Origin of the sequence: Streptosporangium roseum DSM 43021, from assembly GCF_000024865.1 — a bacterium.
Taxonomy (GTDB): Bacteria; Actinomycetota; Actinomycetes; order Streptosporangiales; family Streptosporangiaceae; genus Streptosporangium; species Streptosporangium roseum.
On sequence record NC_013595.1, the window covers coordinates 1,003,060 to 1,025,330 of the forward strand.

At 71.0% G+C, this 22,271-nt stretch carries 22 protein-coding genes; 15 read left to right on the forward strand and 7 right to left on the reverse strand.

The annotated features are described in order from the left end of the window. Nucleotides 1-11: 11 nt before the first annotated feature. Complete coding sequence (locus tag SROS_RS50715) at nt 12-584, reverse strand: hypothetical protein (RefSeq protein ID WP_012887734.1); 573 nt, start codon at nt 582-584, stop codon at nt 12-14. Nucleotides 585-599: 15 nt separating this feature from the next. Next, the gene (locus SROS_RS04720) at nt 600-1,097 is read right to left on the reverse strand and encodes a hypothetical protein (RefSeq protein WP_012887735.1); all 498 of its coding nucleotides are present in this window, start codon (nt 1,095-1,097) and stop codon (nt 600-602) included. A gap of 430 nt (nt 1,098-1,527) precedes the next feature. Here SROS_RS04720 and SROS_RS04725 point away from each other — a divergent pair, with 430 nt between their 5' ends. Next, nucleotides 1,528-2,025, forward strand: a complete 498-nt coding sequence (locus SROS_RS04725) for a hypothetical protein (RefSeq protein ID WP_218919814.1) — start codon at nt 1,528-1,530, stop codon at nt 2,023-2,025. 58 nt (nt 2,026-2,083) lie between these two features. Further along, nucleotides 2,084-2,995 (forward strand): COG1361 family protein, encoded by a 912-nt coding sequence (locus tag SROS_RS04730; RefSeq protein WP_012887737.1) that lies wholly within the window; start codon nt 2,084-2,086, stop codon nt 2,993-2,995. Between the two features lie 160 nt (nt 2,996-3,155). On the opposite strand, the gene SROS_RS04735 is transcribed toward SROS_RS04730, so the two are convergent. Then, complete coding sequence (locus tag SROS_RS04735) at nt 3,156-4,220, reverse strand: leucine-rich repeat domain-containing protein (RefSeq protein WP_012887738.1); 1,065 nt, start codon at nt 4,218-4,220, stop codon at nt 3,156-3,158. Nucleotides 4,221-4,722: 502 nt separating this feature from the next. On the opposite strand from SROS_RS04735, the gene SROS_RS45690 reads away from it, so the two are divergent. The 8 genes from SROS_RS45690 (at nt 4,723) to SROS_RS04775 (ending at nt 12,033) form a co-directional block, all read left to right on the forward strand. Next, nucleotides 4,723-6,528: a glycosyltransferase family 2 protein gene (locus SROS_RS45690; protein ID WP_169369248.1), complete on the forward strand. Its 1,806-nt coding sequence runs from the start codon at nt 4,723-4,725 to the stop codon at nt 6,526-6,528. A gap of 69 nt (nt 6,529-6,597) precedes the next feature. Then, the gene (locus SROS_RS04745; protein ID WP_012887740.1) at nt 6,598-7,632 is read left to right on the forward strand and encodes an energy-coupling factor ABC transporter permease; all 1,035 of its coding nucleotides are present in this window, start codon (nt 6,598-6,600) and stop codon (nt 7,630-7,632) included. Continuing rightward, nucleotides 7,632-8,393 (forward strand): cobalt ECF transporter T component CbiQ, encoded by a 762-nt coding sequence (gene cbiQ / locus SROS_RS04750; protein ID WP_012887741.1) that lies wholly within the window; start codon nt 7,632-7,634, stop codon nt 8,391-8,393. The genes SROS_RS04745 and cbiQ overlap by 1 nt, the downstream gene beginning before the upstream one ends. Then, a complete protein-coding gene (locus tag SROS_RS04755) occupies nt 8,390-9,121 on the forward strand; it encodes an energy-coupling factor ABC transporter ATP-binding protein (protein ID WP_012887742.1) in 732 nt (243 codons plus the stop codon). The genes cbiQ and SROS_RS04755 overlap by 4 nt, the downstream gene beginning before the upstream one ends. 158 nt (nt 9,122-9,279) lie before the next feature. Then, nucleotides 9,280-9,618, forward strand: a complete 339-nt coding sequence (locus SROS_RS04760) for an STAS domain-containing protein (protein ID WP_012887743.1) — start codon at nt 9,280-9,282, stop codon at nt 9,616-9,618. 47 nt (nt 9,619-9,665) lie between these two features. Beyond that, nucleotides 9,666-10,439, forward strand: a complete 774-nt coding sequence (locus SROS_RS04765; protein WP_012887744.1) for an SDR family oxidoreductase — start codon at nt 9,666-9,668, stop codon at nt 10,437-10,439. A 9-nt stretch (nt 10,440-10,448) separates the two neighbouring features. Continuing rightward, nucleotides 10,449-11,213, forward strand: coding sequence for a crotonase/enoyl-CoA hydratase family protein (locus SROS_RS04770; RefSeq protein WP_012887745.1), 765 nt, complete (start codon nt 10,449-10,451; stop codon nt 11,211-11,213). A 175-nt stretch (nt 11,214-11,388) separates the two neighbouring features. Beyond that, nucleotides 11,389-12,033 carry a rhomboid family intramembrane serine protease gene (locus SROS_RS04775; RefSeq protein ID WP_012887746.1) on the forward strand — a complete coding sequence of 215 codons (645 nt, stop codon included), beginning with the start codon at nt 11,389-11,391 and terminating at the stop codon, nt 12,031-12,033. A 120-nt stretch (nt 12,034-12,153) separates the two neighbouring features. On the opposite strand, the gene SROS_RS04780 is transcribed toward SROS_RS04775, so the two are convergent. Then, complete coding sequence (locus SROS_RS04780; protein WP_012887747.1) at nt 12,154-12,960, reverse strand: maleylpyruvate isomerase family mycothiol-dependent enzyme; 807 nt, start codon at nt 12,958-12,960, stop codon at nt 12,154-12,156. Between the two features lie 302 nt (nt 12,961-13,262). Between SROS_RS04780 and SROS_RS04785 the strand changes: the two genes are divergently transcribed. Then, on the forward strand, nt 13,263-14,150 hold the full coding sequence (locus tag SROS_RS04785) for a GntR family transcriptional regulator (protein ID WP_012887748.1): 888 nt from the start codon (nt 13,263-13,265) through the stop codon (nt 14,148-14,150). Nucleotides 14,151-14,206: 56 nt separating this feature from the next. Here the strand turns inward: SROS_RS04785 and SROS_RS04790 are convergent, their stop codons facing one another. Next, nucleotides 14,207-15,724: an MFS transporter gene (locus tag SROS_RS04790; protein WP_043654747.1), complete on the reverse strand. Its 1,518-nt coding sequence runs from the start codon at nt 15,722-15,724 to the stop codon at nt 14,207-14,209. A gap of 104 nt (nt 15,725-15,828) precedes the next feature. On the opposite strand from SROS_RS04790, the gene SROS_RS04795 reads away from it, so the two are divergent. After that, on the forward strand, nt 15,829-16,704 hold the full coding sequence (locus tag SROS_RS04795) for a helix-turn-helix transcriptional regulator (protein ID WP_012887750.1): 876 nt from the start codon (nt 15,829-15,831) through the stop codon (nt 16,702-16,704). 155 nt (nt 16,705-16,859) lie between these two features. On the opposite strand, the gene serC is transcribed toward SROS_RS04795, so the two are convergent. Both serC and SROS_RS04805 read right to left on the reverse strand, forming a co-directional pair. Continuing rightward, nucleotides 16,860-17,969: a phosphoserine transaminase gene (gene serC / locus SROS_RS04800; protein WP_012887751.1), complete on the reverse strand. Its 1,110-nt coding sequence runs from the start codon at nt 17,967-17,969 to the stop codon at nt 16,860-16,862. A gap of 125 nt (nt 17,970-18,094) precedes the next feature. Further along, nucleotides 18,095-19,201, reverse strand: a complete 1,107-nt coding sequence (locus SROS_RS04805) for a citrate synthase 2 (protein ID WP_012887752.1) — start codon at nt 19,199-19,201, stop codon at nt 18,095-18,097. 169 nt (nt 19,202-19,370) lie between these two features. Here SROS_RS04805 and pdxH point away from each other — a divergent pair, with 169 nt between their 5' ends. The 3 genes from pdxH (at nt 19,371) to SROS_RS04820 (ending at nt 22,194) form a co-directional block, all read left to right on the forward strand. Beyond that, the gene (gene pdxH / locus SROS_RS04810) at nt 19,371-20,024 is read left to right on the forward strand and encodes a pyridoxamine 5'-phosphate oxidase (RefSeq protein ID WP_012887753.1); all 654 of its coding nucleotides are present in this window, start codon (nt 19,371-19,373) and stop codon (nt 20,022-20,024) included. Between the two features lie 60 nt (nt 20,025-20,084). After that, nucleotides 20,085-21,332 (forward strand): MFS transporter, encoded by a 1,248-nt coding sequence (locus tag SROS_RS04815; protein WP_012887754.1) that lies wholly within the window; start codon nt 20,085-20,087, stop codon nt 21,330-21,332. A 157-nt stretch (nt 21,333-21,489) separates the two neighbouring features. After that, a complete protein-coding gene (locus tag SROS_RS04820) occupies nt 21,490-22,194 on the forward strand; it encodes an iron-dependent transcriptional repressor DtxR (protein ID WP_012887755.1) in 705 nt (234 codons plus the stop codon). Nucleotides 22,195-22,271 lie beyond the last annotated feature (77 nt).

The window sequence follows — 22,271 nt, forward strand, 5'->3', positions numbered from 1 at the left end:
CGTCAGGCAGGTCAGGCGGGTTCGATGCGGGCCGCCAGCCGGTAGGAGAAGCCCTTGCCGGCCGGGGAGGTGGCGTTGATGTACTGCGGCCCCTCCCCGCTCCCGATGGTGACCGGGATGCGCAGCAGCAGGTCGTCGCCGATGTGGTCGTCCTCCCACACCTCGATCGTGAACGTCGCGCCGGGGTGGGCCGTCAGATGGATGTACGGCCCGGCGGCGCGCTGCGTGGAGCCGGCGGAGCAGTCCGAGGCGTCGCTCGTCCACACCCAGCAGGTCCGGACCTTGGTGTCGGCCTCGTCACCGTTGGTGGGCCAGATGTAGTAGTGGCTGCCGTCCGGCTCCTTGAGCTCGACGCGGACCTCGTCTTCGCCGCTCTCCTCCAGATCGTCGGCCTGGAGCGAGCCGAACACGAGCTTGAGGGGGCCCGGGGCGGTGAGCGGGGACACCGGGATCAGCGAGGGGGGCGGGGTGGTCGGGACGGCCGGGGTCGTCGGGGTGGCCAGGGCCGCCTGGGGTGGTGCGAGGACCGCGGTCAGCGTCAGCGCCGCGGCGGCGGTGGCGATCCTGGTCAGGATGGTGCGCACGTGATCGATCCTCTGTCAGTAGGAGGGCTCTAGGCGGAAGTTGAGCGTGTAGTGGTAGCCGTTGATGTTGGCCTCCTCGCGGAAGTACTGGGTCTCGCTGATCGGCTCGGGCCAGAGCGGCACGTTGATCAGCGTGTCGTCTCCCGCGATGTCGTCCTCGCGGAGCGCCACCATCAGCAGCGTGCCGTTGGCGGTGTAGGAGGGCTTGTGGGCGGAGTAGTAGCCCCGGTGGTTGGTGCCGGCAGGGCAGCTGTCCCCGCTGATGTAGATGCAGTCGTTGCGGGCCACCGACAACTCGCCGGTGTTCGTCGGGAAGAGCTGGCGGGCCTTCCCCTGGTACTGGGCGATCACGTAGACCTCGTCGTGCCCGCTCTCCTCCAGGTCGTATGCGGTGAAGCTCTCCAGGACGACCCTGACCATCGGCGCCGGCTCGGCGTACGCGGCGCCTCCTGTCAGGAGTGACCCGATGATGATCGCGACGCTCAGCGACGCCCGGGTGAGTAAGCGATGCATGCTGTCCCCCTGTCAACGGTGATGTTGTCCGCCGGACAGCATGGCCAGGGCCCCTTGTCGCTCTCTTGGATCTCACTGGCAATGGCCGAGAACGGCCTTATTTCGCAAAATTCGCCCCATAGGCTCGTTTCTTCCACCGGCTCGCCGTCCGCGGCCTCCCGCATTCACGGCGGGGTGTTCTGCCGCCGGATCCGTCGGCGCGGGCGGCTGCCCCGTGTTTCCCCATGGTCTGAGGCACGTAAAGCGGGCACCGCGAAGGCCCCTCGCGACCGACGCACATTTAATCGCATTTATGGACATTGACCCGGAAACTACGCAACAAGGTCGAGAGCGTTATCCCTATTTAGATGTTGTGCGCTGTGTGATTTCATGACTACTGTCAGTAAAAGATGCCTCGGGGGTCTTTGTGTTAACAGCGCCTAAAGTCCGATTGCTGCTGCTGGTTCTCACGGCGTCCGGCGTGCTGTCCGGCATGGGGGCGACGGCCCGGGCGGACTCCGGCAGCGACAGCACGGTCGCCAACGTCGTCGTGGACACGTCGATCACGCTGACCGCCATGACGCCCTCCTTCACCCTGCGCGGCATCCCCGGCGAGACGGTGACGGAGAAATCCGCGGTCAGCATGAGGGTGACGACGAACAACCTCGCGGGCTACGTCGTCACCGTCCGGCCGGTCTCCACCGAGCTGGTCGGATCGATCCCGGGCAACGACGACGTCATCCCGACGTCCCTGCTGGAGGTCCGCGGGCCCGAGCAGGGGAACGGCTTCACCTCGCTGACGCCGGGGGCTCCGGTGCAGGTGGCGAGCTCGGCGGTGCGGGCGGTGCCGGGCGGCGACATCATCGACAGCGACTACCGGATCACCATCCCGCCCGTCCGCTCCGACACCTACAGCGGCACGCTCGACTATGTGGCGACAACCCTGTGAACCGGCGGCGGGGCGGCCGCGCGGACCGGGCCGCACTCGGGCCGGCAGGCTCCGGCGTGTGATCGTCGCCTCCCTGATGGCGGGGGGCGTCGCGCTGGCCGCGGGGCCGGGCGCGTCGGAGGCGTCGGGTACGGCCCCCGCCCCTGATTTCTCGCTGACGGTGAGCCCGGCGCGACTCGTCGTGCGGCCGGGCCACATCGATGACCCGCAGCGGTTCCGGGTCCTGAACGGGGGTCGGTCGCCGGTCGACATCGTCGTGAACAGGGCGAGCTTCACCGCGGACGCGGACGGAAAAGTGATCTTCGACCGGGACGCCCCTCATTCGGCGGCCGGGTGGCTCCAAGTCAGTCCCGCGGCCTTTCACCTCGGTCCCGGGGAGAGGCGGCGGGTCACCGTCCGGGTCGACCCCCCGGCGGAGCCGGAGAACGGGGAGCACCAGGTGGCGCTGCTCTTCACGGCGCCCGCCGGCTCCGGTACGGGCAACATCAGGCTCAACCGGACGATCGGCACACCGATCTACGTCACGGTTCCGGGCCCGATCGACACCTCCGTGCGCCTCGGCGGCCTGCGCGCCGCCGATTTCGCGATCAGCGGCCCCGTGGAGTTCGGCGCCACCGTCGAGAACGTGGGGACCGTGCGCCGCGACTTCTTCGGCGAGGAGGGCCTGAAGGTCGAGGTCAACGGGCGTGAGATCCCCTTCCCGGACTTCACCGTGCTCCGCGGGACCAGCCGGGACGTCACCGTCCGGTGGAAGGACCCGCCGTTGATGTGCGTCTGCCACGCGAAGGTGTCGGTCACCGGGCCGGACGGGACGTCCAGCCGCAGCGCCACCGTGGTCGTCTTCCCGCTGCACCTCTTCGCGATGCTGCTGTCGGTGTCGGGGGCGCTCTACCTCCTCGCGCTGTGGGCGCGGCGGCGATGCCAGGCGCACCTGCTCGGCATCGTCCGGAAGGCGCGCGACCCCGACTGAGACGGGCCCGGCCCCCCGCGTACGGCCTCCCGCGCGCCGCGTCACCGGCCCGGCCTCCCGCGTACGGCCTCCCGCGTACGGCCTCCCGCGTACGGCCTCCCGCGCGCCGCGTCACAGGTCCGGTGTCCCGTATCCGGTGTTCGGAGGTGTCCGGCGGTGGTCAGCGGAGCACGACGCAGCCGCGCCCGCTCAGGCGGTGCAGGACCTCGGGGTCGCCGTCGTCGAGCTTGTTCCAGCGGAGGTCGAGCTTCTCCAGCGCGGGCAGGTCGGCGAGGCCGCCGGGGATCTCGCGGAGCCGGTTGTTGCGCAGGTCCAGGTGGGTGAGGCGGCTCAGCCCGGTGAGGGAGCCGGGCAGGGATGTGATCGCGTTGTTCCTGAGATCGAGCAGCCTGAGTCCCGACAGGTCGCCGACCGAGGCGGGCAGGCAGGTGAGGGCGTTGTTCATCAGGTGGAGCTCGCGCAGCTCGCGGAGCCGGCCGATGGTCTCGGGGATCTCGCGGAGCCGGTTGCCGTAGAGCCGCAGCTCGCGCAGGGCGGTGAGGCCGCCGATCGCGGCGGGGAGATCGGTGAGGCGGTTGTCGGTCAGGTTCAGGTAGGTGAGGCGGGTGAGCCCGCCCAGGGACGCGGGGACCGAGGTGAAGCGGTTGTCGCTCAGGTAGAGGTAGTCGGTGAGGTTGGAAAGGTCGCCGATCGCCTCGGGGATCCGGGTGAGCGCGTTGTGTCCCAGGTCCAGCATGCGCAGCTCGGTCAGCCGGCCTATCGTCTCCGGCACCTCGGTGATCGAGTTCTCCGCGAGGTTCAGGGAGGCCAGGCCGGTCAGCCGCCACAGGCCGGCGGGGACGGATGTCAGGGCGTTGCCGCCGACGGCCAGGTGCCGCAGGCCCCGGAGCAGTCCGATGCCCTCGGGGAGCTCGCCGATCGCGTTGCCGTACAGGAAGAGCGTCCGCAGCTCGGGCAGTCGCAGGACGCTCTCGGGGAACCGGGTCAGCGCGTTGCCGTCGAGGTGGAGGGCGCGCAGGGCGGTGAGGCCGTGGAGGTCCGGGAGGTCGCGCAGCCGGTTGCCGTCCAGCCGGAGGTCCTCCAGCCGCGGCAGCCGCCCGACCCACTCCGGCAGCTCGGTCAGCGCGTTCCAGGCCAGGTCGATACGGCGCAGCAGGGCGGGGTCGCCGGCGGGGGCCGGGAGTGCGGTGAGTCCCGCGCCGGGCGCCTTCATCTCGTGCGGCACGATTCTCCTCGCTCGCGGTGTGACGCGGGCCGTAGGGGCGGAGGCGTCGGAACGCCGGTCGGACGTCGCTCCTCCGGCCGCCGGCCGCCGGCCGCCGGCCCTCGGGCTGTGGGCCGCAAGGCCGGGGCCCTCCGGACGTCGGCCGTCAGGACGCGGGCCGTACCTTACCGAAGGCGGCCGGGGCGGGCCGCGGGCCGGGCGGCGACCGGAGCCGGCGGCGAGGGCTGCCGGAGGCCGAGGGGGCAAGTCGTACGAACCGGCTGCTTTTCACCGGACGCGACGATCTCAGCGTGGCGGCGGGCGACCAAGACGCTCGATCCGCCACGCGCGGGCAGCTCTTCGTCACATACTGAAACCTCACGCAAGCGGAGAGTGACCGACGAGGGGCGCGGCGGTGACGGGGACGATCCTTCAGCGAGTCCGCACGGGGCATGGCGGCGATGCCGAGGGGAAGGCCCCGGGCCGGGCCGAGGCGTCCGAGACGTCCGAGATAGACATCAGTGTGATCGTGCCCGTCCACAACTGCCGGCCCTACCTGGACAGATGCCTCACCTCCCTGCTGATCCAGCGGGTCAGCAGGGAGATCGTCGTCGTGGACGACGGCTCCACCGACGGCAGCGCCGACCTGCTCGCCCTCTACGCCGCCTACCATCGCGGCGTCATCCGGGTCGTCCGGCAGGAGCACTCCGGCGGGGCGGGCCGGCCGCGCAACGTCGGGATCTCGCACGCGCGCGGCAGATACGTGTTCTTCTGCGACGCGGACGACTACCTCGGCCCCGAGGCGCTGGAGCGGATGCTCGCGATGGCCGACCGCAACGACTCCGACATCGTTCTCGGGAAGATCGTCGGACATGACCGCAGGGCGCCGGTCTCGATGTTCCGCGAGAGCGCCGAGCGCGCCCCGCTCGGGGAGAGCGCGGTCTACAACAGCCTGAGCTGCTTCAAGCTGTTCCGCCGGGAGATGCTGGAGCGCCACACCATCCGCTTCGACGAGACGCTGCTGGTGGGGGAGGACGTGGTCTTCACCGCCCACGCCTACTGCCACGCGGCGGTGATCTCGGTGGTCGCCGACTACGACTGCTACCACCTGGTCGCCCGGCCCGACGGCAGCAGCATCATGCAGCGGACGGGCAGCCGCGACCCGGTCTCCTGGCTGCGGATGATCAGGCGGCCGATCGAGCTGGTCGTCGGTCACGTGGGTCCGGGGGCGCTCCGCGACCACCTGCTCCGCCGGCACTTCCGGCTGGACGCCTTCGGCAGCCTCGGCAGGCCGTTCCTGGAGGCGGGTGAGGTCCAGCGCAAGGAGATCGCCGCAGAGGTGGCCGACATGTGCGACCGGTGGCTGACCGACGGGGTCCGCGACCGGCTCACCCTCATCGACCGGAGCCGGATCTCCGCGCTCCAGGACATCGACCGCCTGGTACGGCTGGCGCACATCGAGTCGGCCGTGATCCGCCGGGAGCTCACCGGGCTCCGCTGGGACGGGGAGGGCCGGCTGGTCGTCTCCGGCCGGGTCGCGCTGAGCGCGCCGGCGCAGGGCGACCGCCCGGAGCTCGTCGGCGGCGCCCTGGCCCTGGTGCTGCGGATGCGGCACGACGGCGCCGGGGCGCCCGCCGACCTGGTGGTCCCCGTGACCGGCGACTGCGACGGGTTCACCGGCCTCATCGACGTCGCGGGCCTGTCCTCGGGGGTCTGGGACGTCCACGTGACCGTCGAGTGCGAGGGGATCACCCGGCTGGCGCGGCTCGGCGCCGACCGGGACGGGCTGGTCGCCCAGCCGGTGCCCCGCATGGTCGGCGGCGTCATCGCCCTGCCGTACTTCACCCGGCCGCACGGCAACCTCAGCCTCGATATCGGCGGCCACGTGGTGAGCGTGCCCGCCGGCGTCCGGCTGACGAGGACCCGCTGGACGGCCGGCCACCGGCTCCGGCTCGACGGGGAGGTCACCGTCGGCGCGGGCCTGGCGGGGGCGCACGCCGTACGGCGGCTGGTCTGGCGGGAGCGGTGGTCGGGGCGGGAGCGGCACGGGCCGGTCACGACCTGGGCAGGCGGCGCGTTCGCCACCCGGCAGGCGGTGGGCCGGCTGGGGCCGGGCACCTGGGACGCCTACCTGGAGCTGGACCTCGGGGGCCCGCCCGCGCGCTTCCGGATCGAGGTGGAGGCGGAGCGGATCGTGCCGCCGCGCACGTGGTGGCGGGGCCTGGTCCGGTGGAGCGCGCGGCCGTATGCCACGGCGGGCAAGGGCCGGCTCAGCGCGGTCGTCCGTGTCGGCACGCCCAGGGCGTTCGTGAAGCGAATTCTGCGCTAATGCCACCTTCTTGCAACTACAAGCCCATGGCCTAAAGTAAGGGGCAATTCCGCATTTCGGAGGCTTGTCGTGCACGTACCCGATGGCTTTTTCAACGCAGCCGTGTCGCTCTCAGCCGGGGTCGTCGCGGCCGCCGGGGTCGCGGTATGCCTGCGCGGCGCCCGCCGCGAGCTCGACGACCGGACCGCCCCCATGGCGGGCCTGGTCGCCGCCTTCGTCTTCGCCGTCCAGATGCTCAACTTCCCGGTCGCCGCCGGCACCAGTGGCCACCTCCTCGGCGGCACGCTCGCCGCGATCCTCGTCGGGCCCTACACGGCTGTCTTGTGCGTGGCCGTGGTCCTGCTCGTGCAGGGCTTCTTCTTCGCCGACGGCGGCCTGACCGCGCTGGGCGTCAACATCACCCTCATGGGCGTCGTCGCCGTCGTGGTCGGCTGGACCGTCTTCCGCCTGATCACCCGGGCCGTGCGGAACAGGGGAGCCGTCGTCGCGGCCTCGTTCGTCGCGGCCCTGGTCTCGGTGCCCGCCACCGCGCTGGCCTTCACCCTGCTGTTCTGGATCGGCGGTACCGCGCCCATCGAGGTCGGCACGGTCGCCGCCGCGATGGGCGGCGTGCACGTGCTCATCGGCATCGGTGAGGGCCTGATCACGGCGGTCACCGTCAGCACCGTGCTGGCGATCCGGCCCGACCTGGTGTACGGCGCGCGGGGGCTGGCCGCCCCGCTGGTCCTGCGCGGCGCCGGCGGAGACGCCGTGGTGACGCAGGAGGCCCCGGCCCCGGCTCCGGCCGCCGCGCGGCGACCGGGCTGGTTCCTGCCGGCCGGCATCGTGGTGGCGGCGCTGCTGGCGGGGATCGTCAGCTTCTACGCCTCCTCCTCCCCCGACGGCCTGGAGCGGGTCGCCGAGGACAAGGGCTTCATCAGCCAGGCCACCGACCACGCCCTGGGAGAGCAACCGCTGGCCGACTACGGCGACGCGGGCGGCATCCCGGTCGGTGTGGCCGGCCTGATCGGCGTCGGGGTGACGCTCGCGGTCGGGGGCGGCCTGTTCTTCGCGGTGCGCCGCCGTACCAAGGACGGCACGGTCAAGGACGAGGTCTCCGCCTGATGGGTTCGGGCCACCACCAGCTCTACCGGCCGGGTGACACGCCCGTCCACCGGCTGCCGCCCCAGTGCAAGCTGGCGGCGGTGGCCGGTTTCGCCCTGGTGGTGGTGGCCACCCCGCGCGAGTGGCTGTGGGCCTTCGGTCTCTACGCCCTGCTGCTGGCGGCGGTGGCGTCGGCCGCGCGGGTCCCGTTCTCCTTCCTGCTGCGGCGGATGGTGGTCGAGATCCCGTTCGTGGTGTTCGCGGTGGCGCTGCCGTTCATCGGGTTCGGCGAGCGGGTGTCCTTCCTGGGCCTGTCGTTCAGCGTCGCGGGACTGTGGGCCGCGTGGAACATCCTGGCCAAGGCCACCCTGGGCGTGATCGCGAGCGTCCTGCTCGCGGCCACCACCGAGCCCCGCCTGATGCTGCTGGGCGCCCAGAGGCTCAGGCTGCCCCCGCTGCTGGTGCAGATCGCCATGTTCATGCTCCGCTACATGGACGTGATCATCGAAGAGATGCGCCGGATGCGGGTGGCCAGGGAGTCGCGGGGATTCGTGGCCAGGGACATCCGGCACATCCCGGTGGTCGCCAGGTCGGCGGGCGCGCTGTTCATCCGCTCCTACGAGCGGGGCGAGCGGGTGCACCTGGCGATGCTCAGCCGCGGCTACAGCGGCTCGATGCCGGTCATCCAGGACCTGTCCGCCTCGTCGCGCCAGTGGCTCGTCGCGGGTATGTTGCCGGGCGCGGCGCTCGTGGTGCTGCTGGGAACCTGGGGGTTGGCATGACACCGTCTCTTGAGGTGCGCCGTCTGGCGTATGCCTATCCGGACGGCACACAGGCGCTGTTCGGCGTCGACTTCGCGATCGGGCGCGGGGAGCGGGTGGCGCTGCTCGGGCCGAACGGCGCGGGCAAGACGACGCTGGTGATGCACCTCAACGGCATCCTGACCGCCGGGCACGGCACGGTGACGGTGGCCGGGCTGCCGGTGGAGAAGGGCTCGCTCAAGGAGATCCGCAGACGGGTCGGGCTCGTCTTCCAGGACCCCGACGACCAGCTCTTCATGCCGACGGTCCGGGAGGACGTCGCCTTCGGCCCGGCCAACCTCGGGATCGGGGGCGAGGAGCTGCAGCACCGGGTCAAGGACGCGCTGGAGCGGGTGGGCATGCTGGAGGCGATCGACCGGCCGCCGCACCACCTGTCCTTCGGCCAGCGCCGCCGGGTGGCGGTGGCGACCGTGCTGGCCATGGAGCCGGAGATCCTCGTGCTGGACGAGCCGTCGTCGAACCTGGACCCGGCCTCCCGTCGGGAGCTCGCCGAGATCCTGCGGGGGCTCGACGTGACCGTGCTGATGGTCACCCACGACCTGCCCTACGCGCTGGAATTGTGTGACCGCGCGCTCATCCTCTCCGGAGGCGTGATCGCCGCCGACGGGCCGACCCGGGAGGTCCTCGCCGACGCCGAACTGCTCGCCGCCCACCGGCTGGAACTGCCGTACGGCTTCGCGCTCCCCTGACCGGGCCTCCCGGCACGCCGGCCATGGAAGCGCCGGCGGCGACACGCGGCGGTCGTCCCACGGTTTCCCGATCCGGATCGATGATCGTGAGTCGCATTACCTCGCGTACGGTGATGGCGAAGTAAAGTGGGTCTGCCTCATGGGCGCGAGGAGGAGTGATGAAGCTACGGCTGGCTCGCCGCGCCGTCGGTGACGCCGTGGTGGTGGCCGTCGAGGGCGAACTCGATCTGTTCACCGCCCCGTTCCTGCGAGATGAGGTCCGTGACGCCATCAAGCTCGACAGCGCCCGGCTGGTCCTCGACCTCACCTCGCTGTCGTTCATGGACTCCAGCGGCCTGTCCGTGCTGATCGAGGCGTGGCGGCTGGCCACGGCGGAGGGCGGCGGGGTCTGCCTGGCCGCGCCCCAGGGCCCGGTGGCCCGGATCCTGCGCACGACGGGGCTCGACCGGCGGATAAAGGTCTACCCCGACGTCGGCAGCGCGGTGGGAGAGATTTAGCCCACCCCGAGTAGAACTTCATTCGGTATCCGCGTTAAAGTCCGCTCATGGACCTGAACGGAGCAGCAGCAATCATCTCGGGCGGTGCCAGCGGCCTCGGCGAGGCCACGGCCCGCGACCTCGCGGCGCACGGCGCCACCGTGGTCATCGCCGACCTCAACGAGGAGCGCGGCAAGTCCCTCGCCGACGAGCTCGGCGGAGTCTTCGTCAAGACCGACGTCTCCGACGAGGAACAGGTACAGGCGGCCGTGGACGCGGCCGTGGCGACCGGCAAGCCGCTGCGCGTCGTGGTGAGCAGCGCGGGCATCGGCTGGGCCACCCGGACGGTGAACCGCGACGGCTCGCCGCACGACCTGGCGTCCTACCGCAAGGTCATCGAGGTCAACCTGATCGGCACCTTCAACCTCATGCGCATCGGCGCCGCGGCCGTCGCGAAGACCGAGCCGGTCGACGCGGACGGCCAGCGCGGCGTGGTCATCAACACCGCCTCCGTGGCGGCGCTGGAGGGCCAGACCGGCCAGGTGGCGTACTCGGCGTCCAAGGGCGGCATCGTCGGCATGACCCTCCCGGCCGCACGTGACCTGGCCGCCGTCGGCGTCCGCGTCAACACGATCTGCCCGGGCATCATCGACACCCCCATCTACGGCTTCTCGCCCAACGCCGACGAGTTCAAGGCCAAGCTCGTGGCGCCGGTGGTCTTCCCCAAGCGCATGGGGCAGGCCTCGGAGTTCGCGCACCTGGTGCGCTCGCTCATCGAGAACGACTACATGAACGCCGAGACCATCCGGTTCGACGGCGGCATCCGCTTCCAGCCCAAGTAGGAGTCACCGGTGTCTGATGAGGTTCTGGTCGAAGTCGACGGTGGTGTCGCCGTCATCACGATCAACCGCCCGCAGGCCAGGAACGCCGTCAACGGCGCGGTCGCCCGGGGCATCGCCGCGGCGCTGGACGAGCTGGAGGAGCGCAAGGACGTCTCCGCCTACGTCCTCACCGGGGCGGGCGGCACCTTCTGCGCCGGCATGGACCTGAAGGGCTTCCTGACCGGCGACTTCCCGGTCGTCGAGGGCAGGGGCTTCGGCGGCATCGTCGAGGCGCCGCCGAAGAAGCCGATCGTCGCCGCGATCGAGGGCTACGCCCTCGCCGGCGGCTGCGAGCTGGCGCTGGCCTGCGACATCATCGTCGCCTCCGAAGAGGCCAAGTTCGGGCTGCCCGAGCCCAAGCGGGGCCTGGTCGCGGGGGCGGGCGGCATCATGCGGCTGCCGCGGCGCATTCCGTACCACATCGCGATGGAGATCGCCCTGACCGGCGACCACTTCCCGGCCTCCCGGCTGTACGAGGTGGGCCTGGTCAACCACGTCACGCCCGCGGGCGAGGCGCTGGCCAAGGCCCTGGAGCTGGCGAAGCGGATCGCGGCGAACGCTCCGCTGGCGCTCGCCGCGACCAAGCGCGTGATCGTCGAGTCCGCCGACTGGAGCGGGGACGAGATGTTCGCGAAGCAGGGCGAGATCATCAATCCGGTGTTCGGGTCCAAGGACGCGATGGAGGGCGCGGCGGCCTTCGCCGAGAAGCGCGCCCCGGAGTGGAAGGGCGAGTAACCCTCCCCGGCCACCGCCGGCCGGCGGTGGCCGATGGTCACAGGTTCGGCGCCGGGCGTGATCCGTATGGTCACGCCCGGCGCATTCATGGCAAGGAGTGCGTACGGTAAAGGTGTGGACAGGTGCGGCGGGGGCACTTGCCGTCCACGCGACCACTCCAATGCCAGGAGAGTGCATGAACGACCATGCGACCCGGACCACCTCGACGAGCCGGTCTGCGGGCGAGCGCCTCAAGCGCAAGGCCGGTGGCCTGGCCGCCGGTGCCGCGGGTGCCGCGATGCTCGTCATCGTCCTGGTCGCGGGCATGTGGGCGATCGAGGTGGCCGACTACGTGCTGCCGATCGACTTCGACACCTACGGCATCAGGTCCTGGGACCCCGAGGGGCTGGGCGGCATCGTCCTCGCGCCCTTCCTGCACGCCGGCTTCGGGCACCTGATGGCCAACTCCCTGCCCCTGCTGATCCTCGGCTTCCTCGCCGCCCTGCGTGGGCTCGGCCGCTTCCTGCTCGCCAGCCTGATCATCATCGTCGTCAGCGGGCTGGGCGTCTGGTTCACCAGCTCGCCGACGACGATCACGGTCGGCGCGAGCGGGCTGGTGTTCGGCTACTTCGGCTTCGTCGTCGCCCGGGGCCTGTTCGACCGCCGGGCCCTCGACATCGTGATCGGTATCGGCGTCGCGGTCGCCTACTACTCGATCATCTGGGGCGTGCTCCCGGGCGAGGCCGGCATCTCCTGGCAGGGTCACCTGTTCGGGCTCGTCGGCGGGATCGTGGCGGCCTGGATCCTGCGGCGCAAGCGCGCGGCCGTCCCCGCCTACTGACCGTCCCCGTCTGCTGACCGTCCCCGCCTACTGACCGGTCCCGGACGGACCGGGACCGGGACCGGCCTGACGGGGCGGGGCCGGGACCGGTCTGGACGGGCGGGCCGGACGGGCGGCCCGTCACAGCCCCGGGAACACCCGGCGCAGGTCGTCCAGGGTGACGCCGTCGCCGGTGACGGTCACCGAGGCGGGGGTGTGCGCGGTGTCCAGCCTGCCGGTGAGCAGGCGCAGCCACGCCTCGGCGGGAGCCGACAGGACGACGTCCGCCTGATCCGGCACCTGGCTGAAGCCGACGGTCTCCCCGAGGGTGAGGCCGAGGACGCGCTCGGGCTCGCTCGTCTCGACGCGGAGCGTGGCCTGCCGCCGGTCGAGGGCGTCGGGCTTGCCGATGAAGCCGACCATGAAGTCGAGCGGCCCGGCGTGCAGGTCGGTCAGCGCCTCGACGGCGTCCGGCGCGACGGTGGCCCGCGGGTCGAAGGCGACCTTGACGTCCCAGGTGTGCAGGGCGGCTTCGTTGAGCCGCATCCCGGCGATCAGCGTGACGTCGGCGGGCGTCGGCAGGAAGCCCAGCCTGACCTCCAGCCGCTCGCGGGTGCCGGGGTCGAGGCTCTCGTAGGCGGCGACGAGCTCGGCGTTCGCCTTCAGGAAGTCATCGGCCTGCTCCCGGGAGCCCCTGGCGTTCCAGCGGCTCCACACCGACTCGTTGAAGTCCTGGCCGGGGGCGTCCTGGCCGGCCAGCGCGGCCCGCAGGACCGCCAGGCCGATCTCCGCGCCGCTGCCGAGGTGGCTGAGCACCTGAGCGACGGTCCACTCCGCCGCGCCCGACGGCCGGGCGAGGTCGTCGGCGCTCATGCCACCTACCAGAGCGGATAGATCATCATGATTGGTGCGCAGGGCCGCGATGGTCCTGTCGGCGAGTGTGCTCATGGCTCTCCCAGCGAGAAGGGACCTCGTGGCCTCGCGGCCGAGTGGACCGTCCACCCGGTGTTCCCTCCCAGAAGTACCCGCGGCCACCTGGCGTATCACTATCGCCCCGTGACCTGGCGCCCGCAACGCGAAGGCCGGTCCTCCCGGGACCGCCCTGTGGTTTAGGGGGGATAAAGTCGGTCGGGGCGACCGCTCCGCGAGGGCGCGGCAACCACGCCGCGCAGGTGGGACGACCGCTCCGCGGGGTCGGGACGATCGCTCCGCGGGGTCGGGACGATCGCTCCGCAGGGAGGAGACCACCCGTGAACGACGGGGTTTCGGACGCCAGGAGTCCGTACGGCGCGAGCCCGATGGACGGGAGTCCAGATGAGCGGAGTCCGGACGGCGCGAGTCCGGACGAGCTTGCCGTGATCGCCGATCCGGTCGAGCGCGCCAGGGCGATCAGTCTCGCCATCGCCGACCGGCAGGACCTGATCGCCGAGCTCGCCCGGCTCCGCCGCGAGGCCGTCATCGAGGCGCAGGCCTCGGGGGTGCGCCAGGACGCGATCGCACGGCGGCTCGGGGTCACCCCTGGCAGGGTGTCGCAGATGAGGTCGGCGGGCGCCAGAGACGCCACAGGCGGCCATGCAGGGGCATGCCAGACGCCCAGGGTGGTGGTCCGGCGCGCGCTCCCCACCGAGCCCGCGGTGCGCGGCTCCGCGTCGCTCTTCATGACCGAGGCGGAGAGGCAGGGCATCCGCGCGGGCCGGCGCATGCTCTACGTCGGGCCCGAGCCGGCCGCCGGCCACGTCGCCGCCGCCCTGCGCGTCGAGCCCGGCACCGACGTCCTGGCCCGCCGCAAGATGCTGCTCGCCGACGACGTGCCCGTACGGATCGCCACCAGCTACTTCCGGCTGGACGTCTTCGGCGGCACCCCGATCGCCGCCCCAGACTTCGTGAGGCCGAGCCTGCAGGCCGGCATCGAGGCACTCGGGCACCGCTTCGGCCACGCGGAGGAGCACCTCGTCGCCCGCCCGCCCACCGGGTTCGAGGCGGCGACCCTGCAGCTCGACCCGGGCGAGTGGGTGGTGCAGGTCCTGCGCGCCGGCTACGGCGACGACGGCACCCCGGTCCACACCCTGGAGACGATCTGCGCGGCCTCCCGCCACGTCTTCCCCATCGCCCAGGTCACCGGGGCCGACGAGTTCTGACCGGCGCGTAGGTGCCACGACCGATCCACAGAGGTGCGTCGGCGTGAGTCGCCGGGTCATACTTCTGCTCGATCTGTCGTGTCCCCGGATCGGATATCAGAGCCGGCCTGTGTTGTCACTGATCCGGGGAGCCAGCGAAGGGCGAGGACGCCGAGTGCCGTGTGGAGGACGGCGGCCACTGCGGCGGCCACGTGCAGGCCGGTGACGAAGGCCGTCCTCGCCTCCGCGGCCACCGCGGGCGCGAGGTCCGGAAGCTGGAGGGTCTCGTCCAGGGTGGGTGCCAGGTCGGGTCCCTGGAGCCGGAAGACCAGGGCGGCGAGTGAGCCGAGGAGCGCGATGCCGAGGGCGTTGCCGATCTCGTTGCCGGTCTCCGCGATCGCACCCGCCGAGCCTGCCCGTTCCGCGGGGACCGCGCCGACGGCGGTGTCGGCGACGACGCTGAAGCAGATGCCGTAGCCGACGCCCGCGATGATCGTGGAAGCGACGTACCAGCCGATCCCGCCCGTGATCGTCGTGGGGAGCAGCAACAGCAGACCCGCCGCGATGGAGAAGTGGCAGATGACGAGGGCGGTCCGCTTTCCGATGCGGTCGACCACGAAAGGCGTGACGACGCAGGTGATGGTGAGAACCACAGCGCCGGGAAGCGCTAGGAGAGCCGCCCGCAGGACAGGCAGGTCAAGGACGGATTGGAGGTAGATGCCTGCCAGGTACGCGGCCGCCGACCACGCCGCCAACGGCAGCAGACCGGTGATGATCGCCACCGTGAAGACACGGTCGCGGAAGAGCGAGAACTCGATCAACGGATGTCGGAGGCTCCGCTGCCTGCGGACGAACCACGCCAGCAGGACCAGCCCTGCGATCCCCACGAGAACCGGGACGGTCGACAGCCCCTCGGCGGCGGAGTGCTTGAGGCCGTAGATCGTGAGCAGGAGGCCGGCCGCGGAGGTCACGACACTGAGCGCGTCGACGTGACCCGGGCGGGTCGCACGGACCTCACGGAGCAGGACCGGCGCGAAGAACAGGAACAGGGCGATGACGGGAAGGTTGACCAGGAAGACCGAGCCCCACCAGAACCGTTCCAGCAGGATGCCGCCGGCGACCGGGCCGATGGCGAACCCGGCCGCGAACGCCGCGGCGAAGATGCCGATGGCCTGCGCCCGTCGCCGCGGGTCGGTGAACAGCTCGCTCAACACGGCCAGGGCCGATGGCAGGAGAGTCGCACCCGCCACTCCCATCAGCGCGCGGGCGACGATCAGAAGCTCGGGGGTCGGCGCGAACGCCGCTCCCGCGGAGCCGATGCCGAAGGCCGCCGTGCCGATCATGAGCAACTTCAGCCGGCCGTACCGGTCGCCGATGTTGCCGAACGCGATCAGCAGGGAGCCGACGGCGAAGCCGTAGATGTCCAAAATCCACAGGGCCTGGTCGGCGGTCGGCGTGAGGGCCTGGCTGACCCGGGACATCGCCAGGAACAGGATCGACCCGTCCATGGAGACCAGTAGTACGGGCCCGAGGATCACCAGAAGGCCGAGCCAGGCCCGCAGGCCCGGTGAGTTGTGCGCGTGCTGTCGAGACATGGTGTCGACAGTGCGGCAGGACGGGATCGGCAACCATCCCCCTGCTGTGGGTGCACCCGACAGGTACACCCACAAGTGTGCTCGGTCAGCCTAGGCTCGATGCCATGGAAGGTCTTGGAGCGTTTCTGAAGAGTCGTCGTGGTCGGGTCACACCGGCTGAGATCGGGCTGCGCACTTTCGGGACCGCTCGCCGGGTTCCCGGCCTGCGACGTGAAGAGCTCGCCCAGCTCGCGGGAGTGAGCGCCGGGTACTACACGCGTCTGGAGCAGGGGCAGGCGGACACCGCCTCCAAGCAGGTGCTCGACGCCCTCGCGCGGGTGCTGCAGCTCGACCGGATCGAGACCGTTCACCTCCACAATCTCGCTCGGCAACCCGCGAATCCCGGTCTCTCCGAACCGCCTCGGGAGGAGCCCCACCCGCGAGTCCTCACACTCCTGGAATCCCTGGGAGACACGACGCCGGCGCTCGTGCTCGGCCGCCGTGGCGACGTGCTCGCGTGGAACCGCACCGGTCACGCGCTCGTCGCCGAGCACATCGCATTCGACGCGCCACAGGATCCGACGCGCCGCCCGTCCATCCCGCGGATGTTCTTCCTCGATCCACTCACCCGCGACCTGTACCGCAACTGGGACGAGCTCGCCCGCGTCCACGTCGCCTACCTCCGGCTCACCGCGGGTCGATTCCCCACGGACGCACGGCTGGCGGAATTGATCGGAGAGCTCACGATGCGCAGCGACGAGTTCGCGATGATGTGGACGGTCGGGGAGGTCGCTGACTGCACCGTCGGGACCATGCGCCTGCAGCACCCCACCGTCGGTGCCGTGAGCGTCGCCTACCAGGTCTGGCTCCAGCCCGACAGCCCCGACCACCGGCTGGAGATCTACACCCCGGACGACCCCGGCTCCGCCGACGCCATGCGAATCCTGACGCATCAGAGCCGCCGGGACACCGAGCCGGACTCCATCCGGCAGCATCGCTGACAACAACCACTACGGCCGTGACTTCGGACAGGCTCCCACCGGGCGTGAGGTGAGGCTGCTGCTCCGGCCCGCGAGGGCGAGCCCGGACGGGCCGATCAGACGGTCCCTGATCGCCTACGGCGGCCGAAGGCGATCAGGACCTTGGAGTCAGCCGTCTAGAGCCGCTCGACGACGTGGTCGATGCAGTTGGTCAGGGCCTCGATGTCGTCGGGGTCGATGGCCGGGAACATCGCGACGCGGAGCTGGTTGCGGCCGAGCTTGCGGTAGGGCTCGGTGTCCACGATGCCGTTGGCGCGCAGGACCTTGGCGACCTCCGCGGCGTCGACGCCGTCGGCGAAGTCGATGGTGCCGACCACGTTGGAGCGGAACTCCGGAGCGGCGAACGGCGCGGTGTAGGAGGTCTTCTCCGCCCAGGTGTAGAGCCGGCGGGCCGACTCGGCGGTGCGGGCGGTGGTCCAGGCCAGGCCGCCGTTGCCGTTCATCCACTCGATCTGGTCGGCGAGCAGGAACAGCGTGGAGACCGACGGGGTGTTGTAGGTCTGGTCCTTGGAGGAGTTGTCGACCGCCACCGGCAGGCTGAAGAACTCGGGGATGTAGCGGCCGCTGGAGGCGATCTCCTCGACCCGGGCGAGCGCGGCCGGGGACATCAGGGCGATCCACAGGCCGCCGTCGGAGGCGAAGCTCTTCTGCGGGGCGAAGTAGTAGACGTCGGTCTCGCTGATGTCGACGGGCAGGCCGCCGGCGCCGGAGGTGGCGTCGACCAGGACGAGCGAGCCGTCCTCGCCCACGCGCCTGATCGGCATCGCGACGCCGGTCGAGGTCTCGTTGTGGGTGAGCGCGTAGACGTCCACGCCCTCCTCCGTGCGGGCCTCGGGGTGGCTGCCGACCTCGGACTTGATCACGGTCGGCTCGCCCAGCCACGGGGCCTTCGCCACGACGGAGGCGAACTTCGAGGAGAACTCGCCGAAGTGCAGGTGCTGCGACTTCTCACGGACGAGCCCGAAGGCGGCGATGTCCCAGAACGCGGTGGTGCCGCCGTTGCCGAGGACGACCTCGTACCCCTCGGGGAGCGAGAACAGCTCCGACAGGCCCGCGCGGACGCGCCCGACGAGAGCCTTGACCGGCTTCTGGCGGTGGGAGGTGCCCAGCACGCTGGATCCTGAGGCGGCGAGAGCCGAGAGCTGCTCGGGGCGCACCTTCGAGGGCCCGCAGCCGAAACGGCCGTCGGCGGGCTTGATGTCAGAGGGAATCACGATGTCAGCCACCTGACCAGCCTACTGAGCCTTCCGATTGGTCCAGGCCGAAGTCCGGATTGTGAGACGGGCGTGTCCGGGAACGCGAAACGGCTGCCGCGCGAGACAGATCGCGCGACAGCCGTACAGGACACCGGTCAGGCGGAGCCGAGGACCTCGGCGGCGCCGGGGACGTCGTTGACCGAGCGCTGTGCCGGACCCACGTAGTCGGCGCTGGGGCGGACGAGCCTGCCCGTGCGCTTCTGCTCCAGGATGTGGGCGGCCCAGCCCGCGGTGCGGGCGCAGGTGAACATGGAGGTGAACATGGAGGAGGGAACCTGGGCGAAATCCAGGATCACCGCCGCCCAGTACTCGACGTTGGTGGCGAGCACCCGGTCGGGCTTGCGGGCGTGCAGCTCTTCCAGGGCGGCCTTCTCCAGGGCGGCAGCGACCTCGTAACGCGGCGCGTCGAGCTCCTTGGCGGTGCGGCGGAGCACGCGGGCGCGGGGGTCCTCGGCACGGTAGACGCGGTGGCCGAAGCCCATGAGGCGCTGGCCCTTGTCCAGCTCGCTCTGGACGTACTTCTTGGCGTCGCCGACCTGCTCGACGCCTTCGATCATGTGCAGCACGCGGGCGGGGGCGCCACCGTGCAGCGGTCCGGACATGGCGCCGACCGCGCCGCTCAGCGCCGCGGCCACGTCGGCGCCGGTGGAGGCGATGACGCGGGCGGTGAAGGTGGAGGCGTTCATGCCGTGCTCGGCCGCGGACGTCCAGTAGGCGTCGATGGCCTTGACGTGCTTGGGATCGGGATCGCCCTGCCAGCGGATCATGAACCGCTCGACGATGCTCTCGCCCTTGTCGATCTCGCTCTGGGGGACCATCGGCCTGCCGAGGCCGCGAGAGGACTGGGCGACGAAGCTGAGGGCGGTCACGCTGGCGCGCGCCAGGTCCTCGCGTGCCTGCGCGTCGTCGATGTCGAGCAGCGGCTTGAAGCCGTACGCGGGGGCCAGGATGGCCAGTGCGCTCTGCACGTCGACGCGGATGTCACCGGAATGGACAGGAATGGGGTACGGCTCTGCCGGGGGGAGACCCGGCTGGAACTTGTTGTCGACGAGCAGGCCCCACACGTGTCCGAAGGAGACGCGGCCGACCAGCTCTTCGATGTCGACGCCCCGATACCGAAGAGCGCCCCCTTCTTTGTCCGGTTCCGCGATCTCCGTCTCGAAAGCTACTACGCCTTCGAGCCCGGGTTTGAAGTCGGACATTCTCGGCCGCCTCCCTTTCTTGAAGTCAAAGCCTTGATGTCGAGATACCGGCGGGTCATATTCAACCCTGCGGGACACGGCGGTGTGCCGCCGGGACCCTCCGGAACGCGATCGTCCCAGGTGGGGGCGGTGCGTACGTTCTCCGTCAAGCACGGGAGAATACCTTCCCGTGGAAGCCACCTCGCGCCCGCCGTCGCTGGCGGGGCTCCGCCGTACCTATCAGGGCCTGCCGTTGCTGGAGGCCGACCTCGCACCCGATCCCGTGTCGCAGTTCGCCGTCTGGTTCGGCGAGGCCGTGGACGCGGGACTTCCCGAACCGAACGCGATGGTGGTCGCCACCTCCTCCGCGGGCGGGCGGCCGACGGCCAGGACCGTGCTGCTCAAGGACTACGACGAGGACGGGTTCGTCTTCTACACCAACTACGAGTCGCGCAAGGGCCGCGACCTCACCGAGAACCCCAGGGCCGGCCTGCTGTTCCCCTGGCACGCCATCCGCCGCCAGGTGCGGGTGGAGGGCGCGGTGGTACGGCTGCCGCGCGAGGAGTCGGACGCCTACTTCAGGTCCCGTCCGTACGGCTCGCGGATCGGGGCCTGGGCGTCCCGGCAGTCGGCCGTCGTGCACTCCAGGGAGGAGCTGGACGCCCGCTACGCGGAGCTGGCCGAGCGCTGGCCGGAGGATCCTCCGGTGCCCGACTTCTGGGGCGGCTTCCGGGTCGTGCCCGCGGAGGTGGAGTTCTGGCAGGGGCAGCTCGACCGCATGCATGACCGCCTCCGATACCGCCGTTCGGGTGCCTCCTGGGTCGTGGAGCGACTGGCCCCCTGACCCCATTACCCGCCTTTTACTGATATATCCGCATATATCCGGCGGGTAGAGGGGGGCAACGTGAGGTTCGGGGATCTCGTTCGGCGGCTGGCGATGGACACCCGTCCTCTGGGGATCCCCGCGTACCGGCGGCTCTGGGCCGGGCAGGGCGTGTCGTTCATCGGCTTCCAGCTCACCTCGGTGGCGGTCAGCGCCCAGATCTACGACATCACCGGATCGTCCTTCTGGGTCGGCATGCTCGGCCCCGCCAATCTGATCCCCCTGGTGGTCTTCGGGCTCTGGGGCGGGGCGGTCGCCGACGCGGTGGACCGGCGTCGGCTGCTCCTGGTCGGCGCCGTGATCGCCTGGACGGCCACGCTCGCGCTGCTGGTCCAGGCGGCGCTCGGGGCGACGCACGTCGGCCTGCTGCTGGCGACCGTGGCCGTGCACGCCACCGGGTTCGCCATCACCGGGCCGACCCGCGGCGCGATCATCCCCCGGCTGGTGCCGGCCGAGCTCGTCCCGGCGGCCAACACGCTCAACTTCCTGGCGGGCGGCGTCGGCACCGTCGTCGGCCCGCTGGTCGGCGGGATCGTGCTCACCCAGGGCGGCTTCGCCGGCGCCTACCTGATCGACGCGCTGCTGTTCGGCGCGGGCTTCTACGCCGCGGTACGGCTGCCGCGGCTCAAGCCGATCGGCGAGGTGACCCGCCCCGGCCTGCGGTCGGTCGTGGACGGCCTGAGCTACGTCGCCGGGCACCCGGTCGTGATGATGTCGTTCGTCGTCGACATCATCGCCATGGCGTTCGCGCTGCCCAGGGCGCTGTTCCCGGAGATCGTGGCCGAGCGGTTCGGCGGGTCGCTGATCGCCTTCGGCTGGCTGTCGGCGAGCATGGCCATCGGCTCGGTGCTCGGCGGCCTGATGTCGGGCTGGGTGGGCCGGGTGCGGCGCCAGGGCCTGGCGCTCACGTTCGTGATCGCGGCCTGGGGGCTCAGCGTCGCCGCCGCCGGGCTCGTGGGGCAGCTCTGGCTGATGGTCGCGCTGCTGGCCTTCGGCGGGGCCGCGGACCTGGTCTCCTCGGTGTGGCGGCAGACGATCCTGCAGACCCACGCGCCCGACGACATGCGCGGGCGGATGCAGGGGGTGTTCATGGTGGTGGTCGCCGGCGGCCCCCGGCTGGGGGACCTGCGGGCCGGGGCCACGGCGAGCTGGTTCGGGGCCACCGGGGCGTGGATCGGCGGCGGCATCGCCTGCGCGGTCGTGGTGCTCGCCGTGGGGCTCGCCGTACCGGCGTTCAGAAATTACCGCCCCGCCGTACGGGGTCTTTGAGCAGCTCGGGAAGGATTCGGCGCGCCCCGGTGTTGCCGTCCTTTGTCATCGTGGGCGGATCTCACAATAGGGTCGAGGTCCGAGACTTCCCGGCTCCGCGCGATCCCATGGGAATGGTGCGCGACGGACCCGGCATCGAGATAGGACGGGAGGAGCCTTGACCGCACACGGCCTGATCGACACCACGGAGATGTACCTCCGCACGATCTTCGAGTTGGAAGAGGAGGGGATCACCCCTCTGCGTGCGCGAATCGCCGAGCGGCTGCAGCAGAGTGGTCCGACCGTCAGCCAGACGGTGGCCCGCATGGAGCGCGACGGCCTGGTCCGGGTGGAGGGCGACCGGCACCTGACCATGACCGACCTGGGCCGCACGCTCGCGACGCGGGTCATGCGCAAGCACCGCCTCGCCGAATGCCTGCTCACTCAGGTCATCGGCCTGCCCTGGGAGGAGGTGCACATCGAGGCGTGCCGCTGGGAGCACGTCATGTCCGAGTCCGTCGAGGCTCGGCTGGTCAGCCTGCTCAACAACCCCACCGAGGATCCCCACGGCAACCCCATCCCCGGTCTCGAGGAGCTCGGCGTCGAGGGCGTCCAGGGCGGGGGGTGGGAGTCGCTGCCGTCGATGGCCGCGATAGCCGGACCCAGAGATATACCCGTGGTCGTGCGGCGAATTAGCGAACAAGTGCAAAGCGATCCGGCTGTGATGCTTAAACTCAAGCAAGTTGGGATACAACCCGGACGCGAGGTAACGCTCGCGGCGAGCGACGACGGTGTGCGGGTGACAGGTGACGACGAAGCGGAGAACACTCTTGCGGACCTCCCGCGAGACGTCGCCGCGCACGTCTTCGTCTCCACTCGCTGACCAAGGCCCCTCTGCTTGGTTGGATCCCCCTCGGGAGCCCCTTCACTCCCCGGCCGAGACTGCAGCAGGAGCAACCG

What these genes read in the sequence shown, in the direction of transcription:
- SROS_RS04795 (WP_012887750.1), top strand. Translation starts at nt 15,829, where the DNA reads ATGGAAGGTCTTGGAGCGTTTCTGAAGAGTCGTCGTGGTCGGGTCACA.
- SROS_RS04790 (WP_043654747.1), bottom strand. Translation starts at nt 15,724, where the DNA reads ATGTCTCGACAGCACGCGCACAACTCACCGGGCCTGCGGGCCTGGCTC.
- SROS_RS04775 (WP_012887746.1), top strand. Translation starts at nt 11,389, where the DNA reads ATGAACGACCATGCGACCCGGACCACCTCGACGAGCCGGTCTGCGGGC.
- SROS_RS04805 (WP_012887752.1), bottom strand. Translation starts at nt 19,201, where the DNA reads ATGTCCGACTTCAAACCCGGGCTCGAAGGCGTAGTAGCTTTCGAGACG.
- SROS_RS04720 (WP_012887735.1), bottom strand. Translation starts at nt 1,097, where the DNA reads ATGCATCGCTTACTCACCCGGGCGTCGCTGAGCGTCGCGATCATCATC.
- SROS_RS04780 (WP_012887747.1), bottom strand. Translation starts at nt 12,960, where the DNA reads ATGAGCACACTCGCCGACAGGACCATCGCGGCCCTGCGCACCAATCAT.
- SROS_RS04765 (WP_012887744.1), top strand. Translation starts at nt 9,666, where the DNA reads ATGGACCTGAACGGAGCAGCAGCAATCATCTCGGGCGGTGCCAGCGGC.
- cbiQ (WP_012887741.1), top strand. Translation starts at nt 7,632, where the DNA reads ATGGGTTCGGGCCACCACCAGCTCTACCGGCCGGGTGACACGCCCGTC.
- SROS_RS04760 (WP_012887743.1), top strand. Translation starts at nt 9,280, where the DNA reads ATGAAGCTACGGCTGGCTCGCCGCGCCGTCGGTGACGCCGTGGTGGTG.
- SROS_RS04755 (WP_012887742.1), top strand. Translation starts at nt 8,390, where the DNA reads ATGACACCGTCTCTTGAGGTGCGCCGTCTGGCGTATGCCTATCCGGAC.